We start from the raw sequence: 21,563 nt of genomic DNA on the forward strand, positions 1-21,563 counted from the left end.
TTCCCTTTTTCTTCTTAAATATCTTTCCTGTGGGCAAAAACACGCTCACAGACCATGTGTAGGTATAAAGAGCTCGAGTTATAATTAAGAATATAAAGAGAGTCCGTTAAGATTTTTAGGTGCTTATCTGTGAGAATCAGGAGAGGAACCCTTTGGACGGTCGGAGCTGTCCTGTCGATTGCATATCTTCTTACGTTTTTCATTGCTCCAGCTATTCTCAACATTGTTGATCCAATACTGTGGATCGCGTGCATAGCCTCGGCTGTAATATTATACAAGCTTGGCTACGACTACAGGTGGATTAAATTCAGTTCAGGGCTAAGCTTCCTAGCAATCTTCACTCTACTTTATGATTTTTTCCTTATCTCGATTGGTGCTCATGGAATCGCACGCGGCGTCGCGTTTCTTCTCACACCCTTACTTGCAACAGCGGCCGGAGGATTTCTCTACGAAAAAATTCAATCCTTTAAGAGGACACGTGAAGCCAGGAAAGGTATTGTCTCTCTCACGAGAAGAATCCGGACAACTCTTTACGAGCTAGACCCTCTGTTGTGGGTCTTCATAGTTTTTGGTTCTAGTTTCCTAATAGTATTCCTTGTCTCGCCCATACTCTTTGTTCTCGTTAATGCGTTCAGGGCACCCTCAGGTGGTGCATGGTACTCCAACTTTCAGAGAATCTTCTCCGCCCGCGAGTATGTTAGGCTGGAAACTCTCCCAGGGGAGCAGTTCGCTTTTGCTGTTCAGCTCGGAAACGAGACGCTCTATGTTATCAAAGGTCTGAACTATGGAGCGCTTGTTAACAGCCTGATACTCTCCCTCTTCGTGACCTCGGCAGCTACAGCCATAGGAATCATTATGGCTTTCATACTTGCAAGGTATAGTTTCCCAGGCAAGGATTTCCTCAGAATACTGTCCCTTGTCCCATTATTCGTGACCCCCTTTGTAAACTCTTATGTAGTCAAGATCCTTTTCAGCGAGTATGGTCCAATCTCCCTCGTAACCCAGAGTCTATTTGGATGGAAGCTTAGACTGGACGGCTTGGTAGGAGTCGCCTTAGCACAAATAATCTCCTTCTATCCGATAGTCTACCTCAACGCTTACAGTGCCTTCCTTAACGTTGACCCAAGTACTGAGGAGCAAGCAGAAAACCTTGGAGCTAGGGGCTTCACCCTCTTCAGGAGCGTCACCTTCCCACTAGCTCTCCCAGGAATAGTCGCCGGAGCTATAATCGTTTATATTTTCAGCCTAGAGGATGTCGGAGCGCCTCTAATCTTCCAGGAGTGGAATCTTATGAGTGCTCAGATATTTAGGGGATTCATGACGCAGACAGGAATAGTATCACCTGAATCTGCGGCTCTCGGTATAGTTATGCTTTTTATCGCCGTTATGGGCTTCCTTGCCATAAGGAACTATGTGGGGATGCGTTCCTACGCGATGATCAGTCGTGGAGGCAGACTGGTTTCCCGGGCTCGTCCACTCGGTCCCCTGGGGAAGCTCGTAGTGTATCTTATCGTCTTCCCCCTAGTACTATTAACTGCTTTTCCACAGATAGGTGTTTTCCTGTTAGCCTTCAATGTCATGCCTTCAAGAGGCTTCGAGATAAACTTGGGAAGCTTTACACTCGATTATTTCGAGAGATTGTTCACAGACCCTGGTGTATTCACTTATATCAGGAACACCTTAATCTATGCTGCACTCTCCGTTATACTGGCTGTCGTCGTAGCAGTAATGGTCGGCTATGGCGTGAGCAGGATACGTGTATCATGGCTTTCCAACCTACTTGATACTCTTGCAACCGTGCCTATAGCTATCCCTGGATTAGTGATAGCCCTGGGCTATTACTACTTCTTCACAACTATATTTTCTGGAACTCCTCTAGACCCTGCCTCGATTGGGGCTTTCCAAGCCTGGGTAGTGCTGGTAGTCTCGTACAGTGTGAGGAAACTGCCCTACGTGGTTCGATCCGTCTATGCGGGCTTTCAGCAGGTTCACGTCGGCTTGGAGGAGGCCGCGCTTAACCTGGGGGCTACCAGGGCTAAGGTTGTTTTTGGTGTCGTGTTGCCCTTCATCCTCTCCTATATTTTCAGCGGAGCGGTACTGGGCTTTATTTACATGGCTACGGAGGTCAGCACGAGCATAACGATCGGGAACTTCAACCCATCACAGGCGCCAATGACATACTATATGATGAATGTCTATAAGGGAGGGTCGCCGATAGGTGTTCAAATCGCCGCTGCTATGGGAGTGCTGCTTATATTTATACAGCTGGTCGCAATGTTAATTGTTGTAGGAGTATTAAAGCAGAGGTATGCGTTCATCGGGGTGTGAGCTATGGTGTGGATAAAGATCGTGAATGTGACAAAGGTGTACGGGAAGGTTAAGGCTTTAGACAATGTCTCGCTAGAGATCCGCGATGGAGAGCTCTTCACAATGCTAGGCCCTAGTGGATGCGGGAAGACAACCCTCCTGCGCATCATTGCTGGCTTCGAGGTCCCCGAGGAGGGTAAGGTCTTCTTTGCAGATCAAGACGTTACATTCGTGAAGCCCTACCAGAGGAATACGGCTATGGTGTTCCAGAACTATGCGCTATGGCCCCACATGACGGTCTTCGAGAATGTCGCCTATGGTCTAAAGATTAGACGGAAACAGCTTGGACTCAGCGACGAGGATATAGAGAGGAGGGTTAGGGATGCTCTGAAACTAGTAAGGCTTGAGGGCTTGGAGGACAGATATCCTCTGCAATTAAGCGGGGGGCAACAGCAGCGGGTAGCCCTAGCGAGAGCTTTAGTAGTGGAGCCGAAGGTTCTCCTGCTCGATGAGCCGCTTAGTAACCTTGACGCTAAACTGAGAATCGAGATGCGTGAAGAGATAAAGAGGATACAGTCATCGCTTGGGATAACGACAGTATATGTGACTCATGACCAGGAGGAAGCCATGAGCCTGGCTGACCGTATAGCGGTGATGAACAAAGGTAAAATCCTCCAGGTAGGCACCCCGAAGGAGATATATTCTAAACCTAACAACCTCTTTGTTGCAACATTTATTGGGAGAAGCACGTACCTTGTAGGGATTGCCAGGGAAATATCAGGAGAAAAAGTAAAGGTATCCTTTGATGGACAGTCGCTTGAGGGGTTTATCGCACCTGGACACACCGTGAGAGAGGGAGACAAGGTCGCTGCCATAATGAAAACCGAGGACTTTAAAGTTGATGCATCCGAGTCTAACGCACTAGAGGGCATAGTCGAGATCCAGATGTTCATAGGCATGTTTAACCAGGTTAAGGTTAGAGTTGGAAATCAGAGGATAACAGCCCTTCTTGATCCAGCGCTAGAACTCAGCTCAGGTCAGAAAATAAGACTCGCCATAAAGCCTTCAGAGGTTAGCGTCTTCCCGGTTACGGGCTGGGAGGAGGAAAGCTTCGCTTAAAGCTGCAAAGCTACCAATAAACTGATATTTGGCTTTAGGAATTATTAGAAATCGTGGCAAGTCGCAGGTTAGCCGAACTCACTTATGTTGAGGTCGGGAAGCTTCTCAGCGAAGGAATAGACACAGTTATATTTCCCATAGGAACTATCGAGCCTCACGGCCCTCACCTTCCTCTCGGCACTGACAACTATATACCTGAATTGATAGCTGAGAAACTCGCTGTGAAAATCAACGCTCTTATCCTCCCAACCTTAAACTACGGTGTCACGAACAGCTTACATGGTTATCCGGGGTCTATAAGAGTGAGGCCTGAGAGCTTGGAAAACATTGTCTACGACGTTCTTGAGAGCATTGCATTTCATGGCATTAGAATAGCATTGATACTAAACGGCCACGGGGGCAACACTCTCGCTTTAGACAACGCTGCTCGGAGAGCTTGGCTTGACCACAGGCTTGCGACACTCCTTATCGACTGGTGGACACTTGCACGAGACAGGGGATTAACTAAAAAGTACTTGGGGAAGGAGGGGGGACACGCGGCTACGGACGAGACTGCGCTCATTGAACTCTTCCGACCAAACATCGTCAAGAAAAGCCAGTATAGTAGCGATGCGATCTTCACCGCCTCAGCTGGCGTGCGAGCATATCCGTTGCCAGGGACCATAATCAACTACTCTGAAACAGAGGGTGAGGTCGTCTTTAGTCCTGAGAAGGCTGAAGAGTATCTTGAAGCACTTGTAGAGGAGATAAGGCAGATTTACTTGAAGCTCAGGCAGACGCTTTCCTTAGTCGACATCCCGTCTCGGAAAGCCTAGCAGCTCCTGAGGATAGCAGAGAAAGGGATTGGAGTTTATCCTCGCACTTTTAATCTCAGGTTTCTAGCCGGGAATTCGCGTGGTGACAACGCGTTGAGCAACCTGTTCACGTTATTTCTGAGCTCTACGAGCGGTTCCGCGACAAGGGCTAGCTCCTCCTTATCATAACCCTCGTCTGGGAATAATAGCTTTAGAGCACCTGATAACAGCTTTTTAACAGCTTTCTCGTCTCTTATTGTTGGGGCTCCTTGCAGCTCAAAGGTTGACTCGACCTCCTTTTCGAGGCTTTCAGTCCTTATCCTGTGAAGTACCTCGGCTAGATAGTCGGAGGCGATCCCATAGCCCCTTGCCAGGTGCTCATCGCTTTTCATAATCTTGGGCAACTCCCATCCATGTATGAAGCCGTGAACACGGTCCAGGAAGGCTGTGTCATGCATGAAGCTAGGGAGGTGCGAGATTATGCCGTGCGTGGTAGCAGTTTTCTCTGCATCCACGTTGCCTATAAGTACCAGGGAACAGGTGCTTGGTCTCTTCGGGTGAAAGCCGCCCCTCTCGAAGTATCCGTCCACCATATAGTCCTTTAACTTGGCTACGACCTCATCAGAGTTTGAAAACTTTATCTTACTTATCTCGTCGAAGACGACAACGTCGTTCACGACGAGATCTCCTGGAATGTTGCTTCTAGCATCATAGAAGAGCTTTGCGGGCGACACGATTCCGCCGGAGTATATCCTCGAGTAGTAGGTCAAGTTTCTATATGTGAATGTTTTGCCTGTAGCCCTGGGTCCAAGCTCTAGGATATTAACGTTGGCTTCAGCCATGGGGATTAGTCGCACGAGTAAGAGCAGCTTTTGCTTCAAACTGTACGCTGAAGGGTTTAGGCCCACGCTCGTAACAAGCACGTCTATCCACTCCCCAAGTGAAAAACTCGTCCTAGCTTCTCTAAAAACCTCGACATCTATATTGTAGGCTTGGAAAGGCTCGAAGTCCTCCATCATCACGGGGGTCAAGTTCTTACCCTTTGTCTGTAGCCCGGGGTCGTAAATGAGCAATCCAACTCCCCAAAGCCCACTGTAGAGCCTCTCGTTCTCTTTTATTATCCTCTCATCTATGAGCGCATCATCTATGCTTAGGGCGGGTATCTGGAGGAGAAACAAGTCTTTTTTCAGGTTGACGCGTACCCTAAACTCATCTAGGATTTTTATAGCGCCCTTCTCCTTCAGCCTGCCAAGGAACAACTCCCTTGAGCTCGGCTCAGGGTATAACTCGTTTACCTTTGCTGTAACCTCGTCGATGCACTTCTCGCCGGGCTCACTGCATAGTCGGCCTATCATGAACTCAGCTATAAAGGCGGGTATCCTGCTAACAGAACCAGTTCGTGTAAGGCTCTTGTCTACTGCGTACTCTCCGAACAGCATTCTGACCTTCTCGTCTATGTTGATGGACACTTGCCATCACCCCGCGTGTTAGAGGAGCCTCTCGATGCGATTTCGTAACCTTGAATCCCGTGGAGCTTTTTTGTCTTTTTCACTCATACGGGTTAGGGAGTTCTCATCTTCCTTGGAGGTATTACTTTGAGAATTTAAACCATCCTCCACGTGAAGCGTAGAGTTGAAGGTGTTCGAGAAGAAAAGGAGGAAACGGTAAAAAATCGTTAAGGGATTATGTGCCTTCTCACGGTTAAATGATCCCTTAACCTCAAAACCATCTCCCGAGGAGTAGAGAATTATTTTTTCTGTTTCTTTATGGGGTAGATCGACTCCTGATGCAAGTCCTATGAGATTTTTGAATAAGGAGGAGTCCTCGCGTATGCCTTTGAACATGATTCCTCCTGCCGGTGTCCCTACGGAAAGGTCGAGGTACCTTAGCCGGAATAGACGGGAGAGGATCGGCTTTTTAATTCTAACCTCCTCTATGAGATACGTTGGGATGTATCTTACAGTGAGTCGTGGGATGATCGAGTCTTTCCTGATACCTCTAATTTCGAGGGTGCTCCTGGTGAGGCGGTACTCACTGAAGAGCCTTTCGACGTCTATCGTTATAAGGGCTATCGGGGAGAGTATCAGAGAGCCCAAGAAGAAAGAATCATTTAAACTTGAATAGCCTATCAGACTAAGGCCGAAAGAATAGGAGTAAAGGACTAGTGTAAAAAACTTCTCAGGCCAGCCTAACTCGTATGAAAAAAGGTGGTAGATGCCGAGCAAGACCAAGGGAACATAGATTGTGAACTGTCCAAGAAAATCCCCAGTAGCGAAGACTAGCACTATTACTGGGAAAGCGTATCGACCCAGGAGTGAGAGGCGGGAGGGCCTCGTTGCGTCAATCGCAACCATACAGAAAACATTGATTCTGGTAATCTAATAACCTTACTCCAGGCGTGAGCTTCTCCTTTGAACCGGGGACCTTGAATAGAAGAAAACTAGACTTGAAACGGCCTGGAAGGGTGTAAGGGAGACTTATAGGTCCTAAACCTCTACGCGATATCCTGTTGTTTTTAAAGCACGTTCAACTCCCAACGATAGAGGTAAGCCTAGAAAGAAAATAGATACCAGCGAGCCGGGTAATACACCTGCAATGGAGACCACCAGCGTCACATCTGTATTAAAGGCCCATAAAAGGAACCACCTCAGATAGCTTCCCACTCCAATACTCACTATGATAACTTGTGATAGAACAGCGGCAACCCTTAGTAAAAATCCCCTCCTGTAGGCGAGCTTATATGCAGTGTATCCCGCGACAAAGTTCACCAAGCTACCGAGTAATGCGTCAAGGAAATTAAGGCCTGAGGAGCCCCAAGGGGCAGCCAGGATATTTCCAATGAAACAGCCGACACTGACTCCTATTACGGCTGGATAACCAAGAACAGTGACTAGGGGCAGAAGAGAGTCGGCAATCCGTACCTGCCAAAGGAGAAATGACGTCATTGGAAGAATGTATACTAGTATGGCGTAGAGAGATGCTATCAGGCTGGCTAAGGCTATCTTGCGAGACTCCACAGGTGTTTCACGCGTATCCCTTTATTTAAATCTCTTCATCCAAGTGTCTTGAGCGGGTTGAGAAACCCTCAGGGGCTTAAACCAAGCGTTTCTACAAAAATACACGCCAATTGATGGTTGAGGTTATCCAAACGCATGCCTGACTATGTAATCTATGATCCTATCTATCTCTACCTTCACCGCTGGCGGGATACCGGGCACTTCCGCAGCGAGAAATCCTCTAAGAAGTATACTCCTCGCTTCATCCTCGCTGAAGCCCTTAGACATCAGGTACTCTATCTTCTCGCCTGCTATCATCCCGATGGCCGCCTCATGGGTTAACTGGACTTCCTGTTTTGAGGAGGAGAGGACAGGTATGGCCTCTATTATCGACTCGTTGTCCATTAGTAGGCCGAGGCATTCAATATGACCCTTGCCTCCGGGAGCCGATGCATTGATCTTAGCCCTCGTGTAAATTTTAGAGCCTTTACTCGCGATAACTCGAGAAACAAGCTCTGCGGAGGCATTTTCGCCACGTAGGAGGGCCTCGCCACCAAGGTCATAGTAGCCATTTCCTGTACCTGCTACAACCGAGACTAGCTTAGCGTTAGCATTTTTGTCTAGGTATACCTTTGGATAAGTCTGGACTGAAGCCACTGGGCTGTAAAGGGCATAATAGCTCAGGTACTGTCCACCCTCCTCCACGCGGACAACGGTTCGTGGTCTGACGTGTGTTCCTTCACCCCATGAATGGAGCATTGTGAAGACTAGCTTAGCGTTTTTAGCAACATAGAACTCGGACACGCCGATATGTAGGCCACCGCTTTTCCCATGGGGGACTAAGCAGCCTGTCGTGACATGAGCTTCAGCACCCTCGTCGACATAAATAATATTGTGGGCATGTTGAACTTCATCGTAACCCGTGAAAAGGCTTAGGCATGTGTAGACTGGCCAAGGAGTCTTTACTCCTGGAGGCACATATACAAAGTATCCAGCCTCCCTTCCGTACAGGAACGTGTGAGCTGTATATTTATCCACGTCGGGCTCTATGAGCTTCCATGCAAGTCTCCGTGCGAGCTCGTACTTTTTTAATGCCTGCGCTAAGGGCTCTACAGTAACGCCCACCTCTTTAAACCTCTCCGACATCGCTTTTGCGAGCGCGGTCTCGCCCCACTGAAGGTAACTCAGCTGTCCCGGCTTTACACCTATCTTCTTCTCTACAGACTCTTCAAGACCCTCCATAGAGGAATCTAAACCGTATACCGAGCCCGCAGGTTTGTAGGCTGATAAGTCGATGTCTGGTCCGTAAGGCGAGGCCTTTTCCAATGCCTTAAGAACCTTTTCCCTATCCACCACAGACACCATCAAACCCCCTCTCCTCGAGCAACTCTAACAGTTCAGAAGCCCGACCCGAGCATGCTATACGGCCCTCCTTCAACACCACTCCATGGGCTTCTACGCCGACACGCTCGGCTAAGATTCTCGTGTGTGTAACGATTAACATACCGGTTCTGAGCTCCTCAACCATGAACCTTATAGCCTCCGCGATAAGCTTTATGCTATCAAGATCTACGCCGCTGTCAGGCTCGTCAAGGAGCGCGAACCTTGGCCTTGTAAGCGCTGTCAGGAAGACCTCGACGCGCTTTCGCTCACCACCACTGAAACCCCTAAATGCGTCTCTTTCAAATAGATAGTCTATCTCAAGTATATTTGATAAAGCCCCAATGAGATCTTCGCCTCCCATGCGCTCTGCTATCAGTTTGGCCAGCCTTGAGACCTTAACTCCCGTTAACTCTGGTGGAATCTGATAGGATAGGACTATGCCTTTCTTCGCTCTCTCATAGGCTGGCAGAGGGGTAACGTCCTCGCCTCCCAGCAAAATACGGCCACGCGAAACATGAACGCGTGGAAGCCCAGCTATTGCTGAGAGAAGCGTAGTCTTGCCTGCACCGTTGGGGCCTAGCAGGAGTACAATTTCCCCACTTCTAAGAAGGAGATCTATATCCTTAACTATCTCACTGCTGTCTACGGAAGCTGTGAGCCGCTCAACCCTGAGTTCCAAGAAAACCTGCACCCATGTCTTCCACTTGTTAGGCGAAATAAACTTTTGCTGCGTATAAATTAGAACTGGTGCGTCACTAGACAAAAATAAATCTAGAGATATGAATCAATTATATTTTATGGCAATCGTAATAAGCCTAGAAGGAAAAATAGCCCTGGTCACCGGGGCTTCAAGCGGTATAGGCCTCGGCGTTGCTAAGGTATTGTCCCGAGCCGGCGCCGAGGTTATTATTGTGGCTCGGAGCCCGGCTAGACTGAAGGAGGCTAGCGAAGAAATCAAGGAGTATTCCGGTAGAGAGCCTCACATTATCCCAGCAGATCTCACCAAGCGTGAGGACCTGGAAAGAATTTCTGAGAAACTTGGCTCCCTGGGAATGCCTGACGTTTTCTTTTACTCGATAGGAGGCCCAAAGCCCGGGAGATTCATGGACTTCGATATGAATGATTGGGAGGAAGCTTTCCGGCTACTGATTTATCCCGCGATATACCTCACTAGGATAGTTCTACCCTACATGATATCTAAGAGGTGGGGGAGGATTATCTTCCTCACGAGCCTAGCTATAAAGGAGCCCATCCCGAACCTAGCTCTGAGCAACGTGATCAGGATCAGCTTCGCGGGGCTTGTAAGGACCCTCGCCCGTGAAGTCGGGGCCAATGGTATCACAGTTAATGGGATCATGCCTGGAGTTATAAAAACAAGGAGGGTAGAAGAGATAGCGCGTGTTACCTCGGAAAAGGAAAGGATAAGCTTCGAAGAGGCCTTATCAAGACTGACCTCTGATATCCCAGCTGGACGTTTGGGAACTCCAGAAGAGATAGGATACCTTGCAGCTTTCCTTGCGAGTGACTACGCCTCCTACATAAATGGGGCCATGATACCTGTCGACGGTGGTAAGCAGGTGTCTGTGTTCTAGTATTCACTTCCCTGGTACTTTAGGGGCATACAATTGGGAAGCCTTGCAAGGGTAAGACGTGGCTCCCCTCTTTTAAAGTGTGTAGACTAGAGTCTCGAGGGGTAATAGCCTCGACTCATGCCTAAACGTGCCATCTACTCTCTTATCTGGATATTATGGCGTTGGAAACCTCCTTTGCTTTTTATTTCCCGCATCAAGCACTAATCCAAATGGAGATCGAGTTATCTGTTAGCCTGGAGTGCTGGTCAATAAAATAACTTGAATGGTTCGCCTATCAAGAGCTAGCTTGTGGTAGGTACATGGATATATGATAACGGCAAGAGAGATAAACTAATTTTCTCGTGTATTGTTCACTCTCCCTTTGACTCTTGCCAAGAATGGTCTCACAAACTCTATGTTCAGGCTCTGTAGTGTCTCCTCCTTGGGGATTCCTAGGCTGTCCCAACCCATGAAGGAGAAGTACTCCGCTCTCTCTTTTTCAATCTTCTCCTTTTCCACAGCTTTACCTTTGAAAGGACCTGAGGGGAGCGGCTCATAGAAACGTGGAGGAAGATCATCGTCCTCTAGAGGTCTCCAGTATATGTCTGGTCCCCCGAGCAAAAGGGCGACGCGTTGGAGGGATAATATTCTTTTTGCATGAGCGTTCATCCACTCCTCGCGGGTGATCCCGAACCCTGTTATCGCTTCAAGAAACTGGAACATAAGGTCTGTCTCCGCATTAAAGGCGCAGATAACCGCTGAATCAGGGAAGGTCATCCATAGTTCGCCCCAGGGTGCCTCATATGGTTTTCTGGGGGCTGATGTGTGGTCTCCGCCTTGTGTGCTTGTAGCGTAAGAGAATTCGGGAAGATAGTCTTTTCCGCTCCTGACTCCGTGAGCCCCTATAGCTATGCCCTTCGAGTGTACAAGGTATTTTCTCACATCTACTCCTTTGAGTTTCTGAAGTTCAAGCGCAAACCTAAAACCTCCCTCAGCCATGATGTTCCCTAGCCCCTCACGCTTAGCAATCATTAACATAAGCCGTGCAAACGCCTCGGCATCCCCCCATTTCGGCTTAACTCCTGAGAGATCCTTCTCGCTTAGCAGACCTTTCTCGTAGAGCTCGGCTACAAAACCTAGAAGATTACCTGTCTGTATACCGCAAAGACCGAGGTCGTCAGCGATCGATGACAAATAGATGCAGCTGCGAGGCTCGAAGACGCCTAGATTTGGCCCCATGTAGGCTTGAAGCTCATAGTCCGGAGTGTCTGTAAGGGCACCCTTTCTAGCCCCGCTCCTCAAGTAGGATATTTTCATGCAGGCCGAGGGGCACCCGTAATCAGCCCAGAATCTTTTAACCCAATGAGCCTCGAAGTATTGTTGTCCCATAGCGCGGTTGTCGTGCCATTCCTCCTGCCAATTTCTCACAGGCTCACTGCTCGTTAGCGCGGCGGTCTGGTAGCCCCCTGAACCCGTACCCCACTGCTTGAAGGTTGTCCTCCGGTTTAGCCTGTTCCAGGACTCTTTAATGAGAAGCTTGACCCACTCAGGGTGCTTTGGCTTGGGCATGGGACCAAATCCTTTTGCTACGAGTGCCTTCAGGTTTTTTGAGCCCATGACAGCTCCGTAACCACCGTAGCCGGCGGCGTGTGCCAGCTTAGCCATAACGGCTGCAGTTCTGACCTTGTTTTCGCCTGCAGGTCCAATGTAGACAAAGCTCGGCTCTTTTGTCAACCCTTGACGGGCTAGATTCCTAGATTTAAGGTTGTTCCAGACCTCCTTCATCAGCCTACTGAATGTTTCACGCCCGTTTAGACCCCATAGGTGGCTTGCATCCCTTATCTCTACCCGTTCCCCTTCAATGTATACATAGACGGGGTCCCTAGCCTTACCCCTGACCAATACACCATCATATCCAGCCGCCTTGAGCTCAATAGCAACCTCTGAGGAAAGCACACTCCCTACAATGCCGTTACTTTGTGGAGACTTACCTGACACCGCAAGCTTAACTCCGGGATAGTATCCAGTAAGAGGGCCTGTTAGAAAGAGTAGTATGTTCTCTTCCCCTAAGGGGTCTACATTTTCCCATCTATGGCCAAGTTCTCGCAGAAGAATGTAAGCGGCTAGTCCTCGGCCCCCTATATAGTCGCGTAGAACTTCTTCCTCTAGAGGATGCTCTCCTATTCTCTCATGGGACAAGTCTATGTCTAATAGGCGACCATGATACCCGTAGATCATCCTAGAAACACCTCTTCTCCCCCGTAAAGTGTTTCGTGCAGCCTCCTTGCCACTTCCTCGGGGAATATTGAGTAGATCTTGAGGGCAACACTCTCATAAGGTACAACCTGTAGAGCATGGAAGCCAGCATCCTGGCATGCCTTAACGCACTCCGGCTCACCACCGCAAAGGTCGCAAACCATCGCCTTACCTGTCTTCGGGTGTAGCCTCATGACCTTGCCCGGACAGGCCCTTACACAGTCCCCGCAACCCGTGCATTTTGCCTCGTCGACTATAACCGCACCTGTTTTCTCATCAACCCTTAGAGCCGCCTGGCCACAGGCCTTTACGCAGGGGTAGTCCCTGCACTGCGCACAAGTCTGGGGGACGTCCACCCCAGGGTATAACTCGAATACTCTTATTCTGCTGGCCTCCGGCCATACAGTACCTTCATGGTGTAGAGAGCATGCGACCTCGCATAAACGGCATCCTGAGCAGCGTAGTGGGTCGCGTAGAATGAATATCTGCTGGGCCACAGTTCGAGCTGGGATAAGCGCCTTATATAGATGTTGACGTTATTCTTATTCTCTTTTTTACAATTAATATATATTAACGTGTTACTTTGAAAAAGTTGAAGAGTATGTGCTGGGGTTCCTCGGCGGTGGTTCTGGACACTGACGGCAAGGTCGCTAAGGTCGACTATGGCGACGGGATTACACGTGAAGTGTTTATAGGAATATCGGAGGGTAGAGTCGAGAAGGGTGACCTTGTGGTGGTTCATGCAGGCGTTATTATAACTAAGCTCACAGAGGAAAGTATACTCGAACAAATATCTTTCATAAGAGAGACTTTGGGCGAGGAAGGCGAACTAATGGCACAAATGTATAAGAATATTTTGAGGCTGGCAGAGGAGCTCAAGAAGAGGTAGACCCGGGATGAGTAAAATCGATGCCCTTGCTCTTGCGCACGGGCAGGGAGGAAGCGAGACAATAGAGCTTCTCAGAAAAGTAGTCTTTAGCAGGGTTACAGACAACCTCAAGCGTGTCGAGGGGGGTGTCGGGATAGATAAACCCGACGATGGCTCCCTTATCCCGTTGCCTGACGGTAAGTTCTTAGTGGTAAGCGTTGACTCTTATACTGTTAACCCTCCTTTCTTTCCCGGCGGTAACATTGGAAGTCTAGCAGCGTCCGGCTCGATAAATGATGTCGTGATGATGGGTGGAAGACCTATAGCCATGCTCGACTCAATCGTCGCAGAGGAGGGGCTCCCCCTGAAAACGCTAGAGGAAATCGTGGACTCCCTAATATCTGTTCTGGAAAAAGAGGGTGTAGCTCTAATTGGAGGTGACTTCAAGGTGATGCCTAAGGGTCAACTAGATCGCATCGTGATAACAACCGTTGGTATAGGAGTTGCCGTACACCCTATTGTGGACGAGCCTAAACCGGGGGACAAGATTATTGTGACAGATTATATCGGTGACCACGGAACCGTTATCCTGATGTCGCAGCTAGGACTAGGAGATGTGGAGGAGATAGCTCATGGACTTTTAAAAAGTGACTCTAAGCCCTTGACCCCACTTCTAACAGTATTTGAAGAATTCGCGGGGTATATTCACGCAGCTCGGGACCCCACGCGTGGTGGTCTCGCAGGCGTATTGAATGAGTGGGCGCAGGAGAGTGGGCTCATAATGGTTGTCAGAGACGAGGATATACCCGTGCGTGAACCCGTTAAGCGATATGCTGAGATGCTGGGTGTAGACCCGGTATATTTGGCAAGCGAGGGGGTTGCTGTGCTCAGTGTGGCTTCCGAGAAGGCAGATATTGTCTTAGAGAGGCTTGTCTCGAGCGGTTTTAAGAATGCCAGGATTATCGGGGAGGTTAAACAAAGCGAGAAGTACAAGAGTTATGTCTTGTCTAAGACGGCTGTGGGAGGCTATAGGGTAATTGAGCCGCCTAGAGGAGTTCTCGTCCCTAGGATTTGCTAGGTGGTCGTGTTGAAGTCCTTGCGATTCGGGGGTGTTAAAGTTTCGAGAAGGGGGTTAGCTGGTGTCAGGTTAGATTATGAAGGAACCAGTATATGCATTGATGTCGTGCAGCCCGAGCGTTGTGATTACGCTCTCTATACTCATGATCACCCGAGGCATGCTCCTGCTGAGGATTGGTCTCGGGTTGTAGTCTCACCGTTCAGGGGGAATAGAATAGCTCCTGGTGAGAGTATCGAGTTAAGCAACGGAGTATTAGTTGAGGCTGTACATGCCTACAATCTTGGCATTCAAGAGACTGTAAAGCATCCCAGAGGCTTCGGGGCTGGCTATGTCTTGGAGTTCCGTAGTGGGCCCAGGATATACCACATGGGTGACACTGATCTAATAGAGGAAATTTTAAGCGTCAAGAACAAGCCACTAGACATAATGTTGGTGCCAGTGGGTGGGGATGGTGTTATGACCCCAGAGGAGGCCTCCGAGGCCGTTAAAACCCTGCGACCCTCCATCGCGATACCCGTCCACTGGGAGGATATTAGCAAAGCGCGTATATTCAAGAGGCTTACTCAGCCGTATACTCAGGTGGTGCTCTTAGAGGTTGACCGAGTTTGAGCGCGCGTAGGATTGTCCCACCATCAATGAGGTACAAAGCCATACCGATACAGGAATACAGGAAGGTCTATGAGGAGAGTATCCGCAAACTAGAGGAGTTCTGGGGCTCAGAGGCCGATATGCTTAGGTGGTCGAGAAAATGGAGTTCTATAAAATCAGGTGAGGGGCCCAATGCGAGATGGTTCACGGGGGGCCTCCTAAGCCCCTTCGAGAACATCATAGGCAAGCATAGAGGAACAAGTCTGTGGGGAAAACCGGCTCTTATCGGATTGGACGAGAATGGAGATGCTGAGGCGGTAAGCTATGCACGGCTGGAAATGATGGTTGCGAAGATTCATTGCGCGCTTGAAAACCTAGGGTTGCGTCAGGGCGACTGGGTAGTTGTTTACAGTCCACCCACGATCGCTGCCTTCGCCTTTATGCTCGCAGCGATAAGGGCTGGACTGCCGTTCGAGCCTGTATTCACCGGCTTTAGCCCCTACGAGATGTATAGACGTGTTATTACTAGGAATGCTAAAGCACTTTTTGTAACAGCGAGGTACATGCGTCGTGGAAAAAACATAGATGTATTAGGGAACAGTAAAAGTTATCTTGAACGCTTGTCCTCCAAGGGTGTTCTGGTGATATTGGAGGGTTCAGGAAATAAGGGAGTATTTTTGGAATACGATGATCTTCTCGAATACTCCTGTAACTCGCGAGAAGTGGTGGTGGACTCAAACCACAAGCTTTTCGGACTTCACAGCGGCTATGCAGAGGACTTTAAGCCAATCACACACGCGGCAGGCGGGTTCCTCGTACAGGCATACTCTACTTCGAGATGGATAGGCCTTAGATCAAGGGACACCGTCTTCTGTACTGTTTGGCCAGGATGGATAACAGGAGTAACTTATCAGCTCTTCGGTCCTCTAATGCTCGGCTCTACAGTCTTGCTATATAATGGTGGCCCCGACTGGCCTAGCTGGAGCAGGTGGCTGGACATAATCGATGCTTACGCTGTTACGGTTTTTATCACGACTGGAAGCGCTATACGGATTCTAGCGAAACAGGATCCCTCTATCTTCAAGTCGAAGAATGATACACTAAGAGAGATAATAATAACGGCTGAGCCACTTGAGCCGGAATTCTGGTATTGGAGCTATGAGATCCTTGGAACCCTGCCCTACCCTATAGTGGACTCACAATCCTCTAGAAACGGGAGCATACCTGTCTTAGACATGTATATACAGAGTGAGGTGGGCACCTTCCTAACGGGTAACCTCGTAAACTATACGTTCACTCCCATCGAGCCCGGCTCCGCGGGTCTTCCCTTTCCAGGATTTGCAGTAGATGTAGTAGACGATTCGGGTATCCCTGTTCGAGGAAAAACAGGTAAGCTCGTGATAAGGAGTCCTTGGCCTTCAACCCCAGTAGAGGCGCCACAGGAATTTTACGAATCGTGGAACAAGGGTTACTACGAAACAGGCGACTTAGCAGTTATGAGTGACACCGGCTACATATACCCTGCGGGACGCGCCGATGCAATCTTAAAAGTTAGCGGTTATAGGCTGAGTCCCGGTGCAGTCGAAAAAAGCATAATGTCGGACCCGACGGTCGAATGGGCACTTACAGTTCCTATGAAAAACCCTGACAAATTTGAAACACCTCTCGTAATATACTATGGAAAAGCCGATGAGGAGGAGATTGTGAAAGCTGTACGCGAGAAAGTGGGACCTATAGCAACCCCAGAGAGAGTTGTAAGGCTTGGGGTTAGACCCTCTTTAGCTCCCTCAGCCATAAGGCAAGAAATAGCCAAAGTGTTTCGGAGTGAAGATATTCAGAGTGCTCTAAGGAAACTTGAGTTCTACTTAAAATAAATTTCATAACATGAGCGAAGTGTTTTTGTATTTTGTTCTGATTTCTATAGGGAAAATGGCTATAAAATTGCAGTTTTTTCCTAGATATTGTAAATAGACTTTTATGAATAATATGCATAGGATTTGTCGCTAAAGGTGAAACAAGAATGAAAGCCCAGACACAAGTTCTGTTTGATGCAAGCCTAACCTCCGATATTTTCACCTCACTTGCAAACAGTGAGAAAAAACATATTCTCTATATTTTCTCTGAGACACTGAAATCACTCACCAAGTCATTCCTAGATAGGGGATTCATATGGTTGCTACCCGTTGTAACAAGTAAGGCTACAGACCCCCTTTGGCCAGACCCCGGTAGCAGTATCGAGACCCGACCCGAGCTAGAGATTTATGGTGAAAGGGTCAGGCTAACCCAGAGCATGATTCTCCATAAACAGATACTTGTTGCTGCAGGCTACGAGAAAATCTTTACGTTATCCCCTAACATTCGCATAGAAAGAAGAGAACGCGCTTCCACAGGCAGGCATGCATATGAGTTCACACAGCTGGACTTTGAAGTTAGAGAGGCAAAAAGGGAAGACATATTCCGCCTCGTTGAAGGAGTGATTTCAGAGTTATTTGACCATCTCGAAGAGTGTTGCTCAAGCATATTCAGAGAGATCGGAGTTGAAATACAAAAGCCTTCTACACCTTTCAAAATCTATAGGAGGCGGGATCTCGAGGAGACGTATGGTTCAGACTGGGAAATTCAGGCTTCTACCACCCTTGAAGAACCTTTTTGGGTAATAGACATTCCCCGAGAGTTCTACGACTTCGAGGATTTCAAGACTGGAGAATGGCACAACTACGATCTAATTTTGCCCGGAGGATATGGGGAAGTGTTGTCGGGAGCAGAGAGGGAGTGGCAGTACGAGAAAATACTTTATAAAATGGGAAGAGATAGGGTTTTACTCGACTCTTACAGGTATTTTCTCGATTTAGCTAGGAAAGGCCTACTAGTCCCGAGTGCCGGTGCAGGTATAGGTGTTGAGAGACTTGTACGCTGGCTCACACAGCGAAAACATATCGCAGAGGTTCAGGCTTTCCCGCGGATCCCGGGTTTTGTGGCCTCTCTCTAAGACCCCAAAAGTATCTTGGTTATTTTTTCTGGTATATCCGTTATGATGTAGTCTACATTAAGTTCCTTTAACCACATCGCCTTCTGCGGGTCGTTCACGGTCCAAACGGCGACCTTGTAGCCTACAGAGTGTAACTCCTCAACCAGTTCTTTATCGATGTAGTGGACATTTATGGAAACACCGTCAGCGTGTGCGAGTTCAACCTCTTTTATCGGGTTTGCCGGGCGATAATCAACATTTCCCAACATAGTTAAAACACTGGGATAGCTCTCCTTAACCTTTCTTAGCATGTTATGAAAGCCCGTGCTGACAATGACGTCGCTTATGCCATGGCTCAGGGCTAGCCGGACAACCTCTGTCTCGACACCCCTACTCTTGACGTCAAGCCAAACTCCCGCCTTACCCGCTATCTCTTTGAGATGCTCCTCTAGGTTTGAAGGAGCTAAGATAGGATCTTTCCCTTCTATAAGTAAGTACCCGTAGTTTATAATGAACTTTTTAACACCGGGAGCTCCTGATTCTACACCGTGCTTTACAACCAAACGACCATTAGCTAGGCTAACGTCAAACTCGATGAACTTCAAGGTCAACTTGAGGTATTTTTGTAGTATGCTTTTTCGGTTAGCCTTGTGGCCGACGATTACCGGGACGCTCGTTCTCATCAAGTATTCGAAGTGACATTAAAGAGATAAAGCTTTTGACCCTAGATAATAATTGTTAGGGTTGTTCAAGATAGGTCAAGAATATCTTTTAACAGTGACTTCATATCTTCTAAGGTCTCATAAAACCTTGGTGGCAATATGACCCTTGCCCTGGCTAACTTGTCTTCGAGAGTTAAGTATTCTTCATAGATATTTTCCCTTACAATACTCTCTCCTAGAGCAAGCGCTACAACCCTCTTTTGAAAGCTTGCTAGCCTGTCGTATAACTCCCAGTCAACCTTACCCTTCACGACCCCAGCGCGTATAAATTCTTCCAGCAAGTCTCCGAGGTTCTCCAGATTACGTACAACTACTCTCGTATCTACAAGCTTCACCTTTTCAGAGCTGGGATATGAGGGATCCGATATCCTGCTTCTTATTATTCGTACAGCAAGGAAGTATAGTCTGTCGACTATATCATCCATGTATAAGATCTTTTCAGCTAGGGAAAGATCCCCTGTCTCGACAACACGGAACGAGAGATTCAACATGGATAAGGTTGTAGAACTCATCCTTTGTACTAAAGAGTCCAGATCGTAATCAGGCCTCGTAAAGGACTGCAGAACAACTAATCCAGGCTCCTCCCCCACAAGCTCTAACCCGAGTAATAACTGCCTAGCCCTTTCGACAGTTCTCAGAACATCGTCTCGGCACTCTGGATTCACTGTTATCTCGATTACCTCAAATCCTCGAAGGTATGCTGAAACGATGTTTCTGAAGAGATCTTTGCTGCACAACAAACTAACTTGTTTTTTCTCGTCCTGCTTTCGAATTGAGAACGGCGTAATTTTAAGGGATCCGTCCTCTTCCACTGTTAGAGCTACTATACCGTTTCCTCCAACCCTTTCCTGAACCCATGTTTTCGGGAGCGCGACATAAAAACTGCTCCCTATTCTTACTATCCTTCTAGTCTCCACATCTAATCGTTCTTTAACTTTCTAAATATGTTTTGTTTCATTATCATATAATAGAAAAGTTAAATTATGCGAGTCATACCCTAGACAAAAATATATTAGTGAGAATGGGGGAAATGCTTATTCGAGGCCTCTTGTTCGAGACTCTCAAATCGTTAATGCTCATATTCTCTTTCCTACTTTACGTACTATTCGTTGTTCCCATTAAGGCCTTAGCCCAAACCCTGCGTCCCTCATACGACGGAATATTCATCATAGCACCAGGTTCCCGCGGCGTGGTCGTACAGCCTCAAGCCAGAAAACATATTTTTCAATTAGCCCTAGCATGGGGGGCGAGTGCCGGGCTAAGGCTTACATCACAGGGACACTTACTCAAGAAGACACCCCCTACAAGTCCAAGGGGCTACGTGTTAAGCCTTGCCGTCTCCCTTAAAAACTACTTGGAGTCGAAGGGTTACCGTGTGCGTGTAAAGTTAAAGGACGTCATGGGAGAAGAGTTAATAGCGGTAATGGAGATTAAGAAAGAGAGTCTCCTAGCAAAAATAGTGGAATATGCTGAAGCACTCAGACCCTCACGTAGAAAAAATCCTTTGTTTACTGAGACCTCTTAATTATATAAATCTTGGAGCCCACGAGTTGGTTGTTAGGTATTAATGCAATGGTCCCGTCATCCTTCTTTACCTGAGTGAAAAGTGTTGAGATGTCTTCTATTACTCCCTGCTCTCCTGCAACATTAACATAGTCTCCGATCCTTACAGGTCTGGCGAGTAGCACGAATAATCCTGCAACAGCCTGGCCAAGGACTTGTTGAGTAGCATAGCCTATGATCATACCTATGAAGCCTCCGAGGGCCACGCCGGCTGCTCCACCCGCGGCTCCACCGGCGATGCCTGCTGCTAGAGCTCCAATGCCCATTATCGTGAAGATGCTTCTAACGGCTGCGGCTGTGCTGTGTGGGTGGCGTATGCGGAGCATCCAGTAGACGAGATTAGAGAAACTTCTCACGATCATGTAGCCGAAGAATAAGGCGAGGCCTATCCCTATGTAGGTCGAATATGGGTCTATAAGATCCTTGAACGATGGGATAAGGGAGGGTATGGTAGCAAATATCAGGGCATTAACGATTATATAGAGTAAAATCCAAAGTATGAGATTTATCGTTGCTCCTCTGATTTTTTGAGGGATGTTTTCTTGAGACACAAGTAATAAAAAACTTTATTGTTTTTTAAACATTTTAGTTCAAAAAATAGTGTTATCTAAGACTAGAAACAGTTAAGAGGGCCTTATTTAGTTCTTGGTGGGAGATCATGAAGGCTTGCCGCTATGTGCTAGTCCTCTTTATTACTTTGGGGATCATCCGTGCGTTAGGCCAGTGCCTTGAGCCCTTGGACGAAAACGCCTTTGAGGTTGTACTCAATATTCCTTCTATAAGACTTGACACGATTAAGCTATCCTCTTACAAGGAGGTCTCAAAAATCGGCTTGAATGTTTTCGCATATAGGAGCGGTTATGACGATAGATTCGCAGTCGTCTTAAGCCTCCAGACAATACCCGGCTCTAGTACGCCGTACCCGGTGCTCCGTGTTCAACTCATTGATGAAGCTTCTACAGTGACTTACGAGGATCTTAGGCGAGTGCTAGGTCTTGAACTTGAACGACTCACAAAGTCAGGTGTTCTCGTCGGCTTAAACGACAGCTTAAAGGCAAGAATAGTGTCACAGGCAAGGCTGGGACTCGCAGGCTGGGATATGAGGCTAGTATGGGATGATGGACAGTTTAAGCCCTACATTGACTCATCGATTTACGTTCAGCAGAGGGGATGCCAGCTCCCGTTAGTTACCGACTACTCTAAGTTGCCTGTATGGTCCAGCGTTGGAGAGGGCGCCGCTTGGAGCCCTATATTCCTAGGCGTTTTCACAGGACTTTTAATGATCTCGCTTGTTTTTTACTTTAAGACAAGAAAACGTTTATCTATGGAGGCCTTGAAAAAGACTTGAAT

At 47.9% G+C, this 21,563-nt stretch carries 21 protein-coding genes; 11 read left to right on the forward strand and 10 right to left on the reverse strand.

All coding sequences use genetic code 11. From position 1 onward, the window contains the following. The first annotated feature begins 129 nt into the window (after positions 1–129). From ACP5KC_RS01750 to ACP5KC_RS01760, 3 genes are read left to right on the forward strand one after another with little or no spacing between them, the layout of a single operon-like run. Positions 130–2,328 carry an ABC transporter permease gene (locus ACP5KC_RS01750; RefSeq protein WP_428286768.1) on the forward strand — a complete coding sequence of 733 codons (2,199 nt, stop codon included), beginning with the start codon at positions 130–132 and terminating at the stop codon, positions 2,326–2,328. Positions 2,329–2,331: 3 nt separating this feature from the next. Beyond that, positions 2,332–3,426, forward strand: coding sequence for an ABC transporter ATP-binding protein (locus tag ACP5KC_RS01755; protein ID WP_273434623.1), 1,095 nt, complete (start codon positions 2,332–2,334; stop codon positions 3,424–3,426). Positions 3,427–3,479: 53 nt separating this feature from the next. Next, positions 3,480–4,241, forward strand: a complete 762-nt coding sequence (locus ACP5KC_RS01760; protein WP_052883654.1) for a creatininase family protein — start codon at positions 3,480–3,482, stop codon at positions 4,239–4,241. A gap of 35 nt (positions 4,242–4,276) precedes the next feature. On the opposite strand, the gene brxL is transcribed toward ACP5KC_RS01760, so the two are convergent. From brxL to ACP5KC_RS01785, 5 genes are all read right to left on the reverse strand, one after another. Continuing rightward, on the reverse strand, positions 4,277–5,689 hold the full coding sequence (brxL, locus tag ACP5KC_RS01765) for a BREX system Lon protease-like protein BrxL (RefSeq protein ID WP_424737814.1): 1,413 nt from the start codon (positions 5,687–5,689) through the stop codon (positions 4,277–4,279). An 18-nt stretch (positions 5,690–5,707) separates the two neighbouring features. Continuing rightward, complete coding sequence (locus ACP5KC_RS01770; RefSeq protein WP_273434618.1) at positions 5,708–6,574, reverse strand: hypothetical protein; 867 nt, start codon at positions 6,572–6,574, stop codon at positions 5,708–5,710. 132 nt (positions 6,575–6,706) lie between these two features. Then, positions 6,707–7,237 carry a QueT transporter family protein gene (locus ACP5KC_RS01775; RefSeq protein ID WP_424737808.1) on the reverse strand — a complete coding sequence of 177 codons (531 nt, stop codon included), beginning with the start codon at positions 7,235–7,237 and terminating at the stop codon, positions 6,707–6,709. Positions 7,238–7,360: 123 nt separating this feature from the next. Continuing rightward, the gene (locus ACP5KC_RS01780) at positions 7,361–8,578 is read right to left on the reverse strand and encodes a SufB/SufD family protein (RefSeq protein ID WP_428286769.1); all 1,218 of its coding nucleotides are present in this window, start codon (positions 8,576–8,578) and stop codon (positions 7,361–7,363) included. Next, entirely contained in the window at positions 8,562–9,362 is an 801-nt protein-coding gene (locus ACP5KC_RS01785; protein WP_428286770.1) for an ABC transporter ATP-binding protein, read from the reverse strand. Before ACP5KC_RS01785 ends, ACP5KC_RS01780 begins: the two co-directional genes overlap by 17 nt. A 34-nt stretch (positions 9,363–9,396) precedes the next feature. Here ACP5KC_RS01785 and ACP5KC_RS01790 point away from each other — a divergent pair, with 34 nt between their 5' ends. Then, positions 9,397–10,191, forward strand: a complete 795-nt coding sequence (locus ACP5KC_RS01790; RefSeq protein ID WP_424740051.1) for an SDR family oxidoreductase — start codon at positions 9,397–9,399, stop codon at positions 10,189–10,191. A gap of 330 nt (positions 10,192–10,521) precedes the next feature. Here ACP5KC_RS01790 and ACP5KC_RS01795 read toward each other — a convergent pair whose 3' ends face one another. Together ACP5KC_RS01795 and ACP5KC_RS01800 are read right to left on the reverse strand one after the other, a co-directional pair. After that, positions 10,522–12,408 (reverse strand): aldehyde ferredoxin oxidoreductase C-terminal domain-containing protein, encoded by a 1,887-nt coding sequence (locus ACP5KC_RS01795; RefSeq protein WP_273434355.1) that lies wholly within the window; start codon positions 12,406–12,408, stop codon positions 10,522–10,524. Then, the gene (locus ACP5KC_RS01800; protein WP_428286771.1) at positions 12,405–12,923 is read right to left on the reverse strand and encodes a 4Fe-4S dicluster domain-containing protein; all 519 of its coding nucleotides are present in this window, start codon (positions 12,921–12,923) and stop codon (positions 12,405–12,407) included. The genes ACP5KC_RS01795 and ACP5KC_RS01800 overlap by 4 nt, the downstream gene beginning before the upstream one ends. Before the next feature lie 104 nt (positions 12,924–13,027). On the opposite strand from ACP5KC_RS01800, the gene ACP5KC_RS01805 reads away from it, so the two are divergent. The 5 genes from ACP5KC_RS01805 to ACP5KC_RS01825 all read left to right on the forward strand — a co-directional run bounded on the left by ACP5KC_RS01805 (position 13,028) and on the right by ACP5KC_RS01825 (position 17,949). After that, positions 13,028–13,315, forward strand: a complete 288-nt coding sequence (locus tag ACP5KC_RS01805; protein WP_052883646.1) for a HypC/HybG/HupF family hydrogenase formation chaperone — start codon at positions 13,028–13,030, stop codon at positions 13,313–13,315. A 7-nt stretch (positions 13,316–13,322) separates the two neighbouring features. Further along, positions 13,323–14,372, forward strand: a complete 1,050-nt coding sequence (hypE, locus tag ACP5KC_RS01810) for a hydrogenase expression/formation protein HypE (RefSeq protein WP_428286772.1) — start codon at positions 13,323–13,325, stop codon at positions 14,370–14,372. Positions 14,373–14,381: 9 nt separating this feature from the next. Beyond that, positions 14,382–14,981, forward strand: coding sequence for an MBL fold metallo-hydrolase (locus tag ACP5KC_RS01815; protein WP_191118656.1), 600 nt, complete (start codon positions 14,382–14,384; stop codon positions 14,979–14,981). Further along, positions 14,978–16,834, forward strand: a complete 1,857-nt coding sequence (locus tag ACP5KC_RS01820) for an AMP-binding protein (protein ID WP_428286773.1) — start codon at positions 14,978–14,980, stop codon at positions 16,832–16,834. The genes ACP5KC_RS01815 and ACP5KC_RS01820 overlap by 4 nt, the downstream gene beginning before the upstream one ends. Positions 16,835–16,980: 146 nt before the next feature. Continuing rightward, positions 16,981–17,949, forward strand: coding sequence for an asparagine synthetase A (locus tag ACP5KC_RS01825; RefSeq protein ID WP_191118655.1), 969 nt, complete (start codon positions 16,981–16,983; stop codon positions 17,947–17,949). Here ACP5KC_RS01825 and ACP5KC_RS01830 read toward each other — a convergent pair. Beyond that, positions 17,946–18,611 carry a glycerophosphodiester phosphodiesterase gene (locus ACP5KC_RS01830; RefSeq protein WP_273434348.1) on the reverse strand — a complete coding sequence of 222 codons (666 nt, stop codon included), beginning with the start codon at positions 18,609–18,611 and terminating at the stop codon, positions 17,946–17,948. The genes ACP5KC_RS01825 and ACP5KC_RS01830 overlap by 4 nt on opposite strands. A 65-nt stretch (positions 18,612–18,676) precedes the next feature. Beyond that, a complete protein-coding gene (locus tag ACP5KC_RS01835) occupies positions 18,677–19,567 on the reverse strand; it encodes a PhoU domain-containing protein (protein ID WP_052883642.1) in 891 nt (296 codons plus the stop codon). A gap of 98 nt (positions 19,568–19,665) precedes the next feature. Here ACP5KC_RS01835 and ACP5KC_RS01840 point away from each other — a divergent pair, with 98 nt between their 5' ends. Then, on the forward strand, positions 19,666–20,175 hold the full coding sequence (locus ACP5KC_RS01840) for a hypothetical protein (protein ID WP_428286774.1): 510 nt from the start codon (positions 19,666–19,668) through the stop codon (positions 20,173–20,175). Here ACP5KC_RS01840 and ACP5KC_RS01845 read toward each other — a convergent pair. After that, positions 20,159–20,764: a mechanosensitive ion channel domain-containing protein gene (locus ACP5KC_RS01845; RefSeq protein ID WP_052883640.1), complete on the reverse strand. Its 606-nt coding sequence runs from the start codon at positions 20,762–20,764 to the stop codon at positions 20,159–20,161. The two genes, ACP5KC_RS01840 and ACP5KC_RS01845, sit on opposite strands and share 17 nt — an antisense overlap. Positions 20,765–20,871: 107 nt before the next feature. Here ACP5KC_RS01845 and ACP5KC_RS01850 point away from each other — a divergent pair, with 107 nt between their 5' ends. Further along, on the forward strand, positions 20,872–21,561 hold the full coding sequence (locus ACP5KC_RS01850) for a hypothetical protein (RefSeq protein WP_424737787.1): 690 nt from the start codon (positions 20,872–20,874) through the stop codon (positions 21,559–21,561). Positions 21,562–21,563: the final 2 nt, after the last annotated feature.

The sequence above is a fragment of the Infirmifilum sp. genome (assembly GCF_049970975.1).
GTDB classification, from domain to species: domain Archaea; phylum Thermoproteota; class Thermoprotei; order Thermofilales; family Thermofilaceae; genus Thermofilum; species Thermofilum uzonense.

Bases quoted from the DNA above. Each gene is read 5' to 3' on its own strand.
- ACP5KC_RS01755 (WP_273434623.1), top strand. From the start codon at position 2,332: ATGGTGTGGATAAAGATCGTGAATGTGACAAAGGTGTACGGGAAGGTT.
- ACP5KC_RS01770 (WP_273434618.1), bottom strand. From the start codon at position 6,574: ATGGTTGCGATTGACGCAACGAGGCCCTCCCGCCTCTCACTCCTGGGT.
- ACP5KC_RS01790 (WP_424740051.1), top strand. From the start codon at position 9,397: ATGGCAATCGTAATAAGCCTAGAAGGAAAAATAGCCCTGGTCACCGGG.
- ACP5KC_RS01795 (WP_273434355.1), bottom strand. From the start codon at position 12,408: ATGATCTACGGGTATCATGGTCGCCTATTAGACATAGACTTGTCCCAT.
- ACP5KC_RS01805 (WP_052883646.1), top strand. From the start codon at position 13,028: ATGTGCTGGGGTTCCTCGGCGGTGGTTCTGGACACTGACGGCAAGGTC.
- hypE (WP_428286772.1), top strand. From the start codon at position 13,323: ATGAGTAAAATCGATGCCCTTGCTCTTGCGCACGGGCAGGGAGGAAGC.
- ACP5KC_RS01825 (WP_191118655.1), top strand. From the start codon at position 16,981: ATGAAAGCCCAGACACAAGTTCTGTTTGATGCAAGCCTAACCTCCGAT.
- ACP5KC_RS01830 (WP_273434348.1), bottom strand. From the start codon at position 18,611: ATGAGAACGAGCGTCCCGGTAATCGTCGGCCACAAGGCTAACCGAAAA.
- ACP5KC_RS01850 (WP_424737787.1), top strand. From the start codon at position 20,872: ATGAAGGCTTGCCGCTATGTGCTAGTCCTCTTTATTACTTTGGGGATC.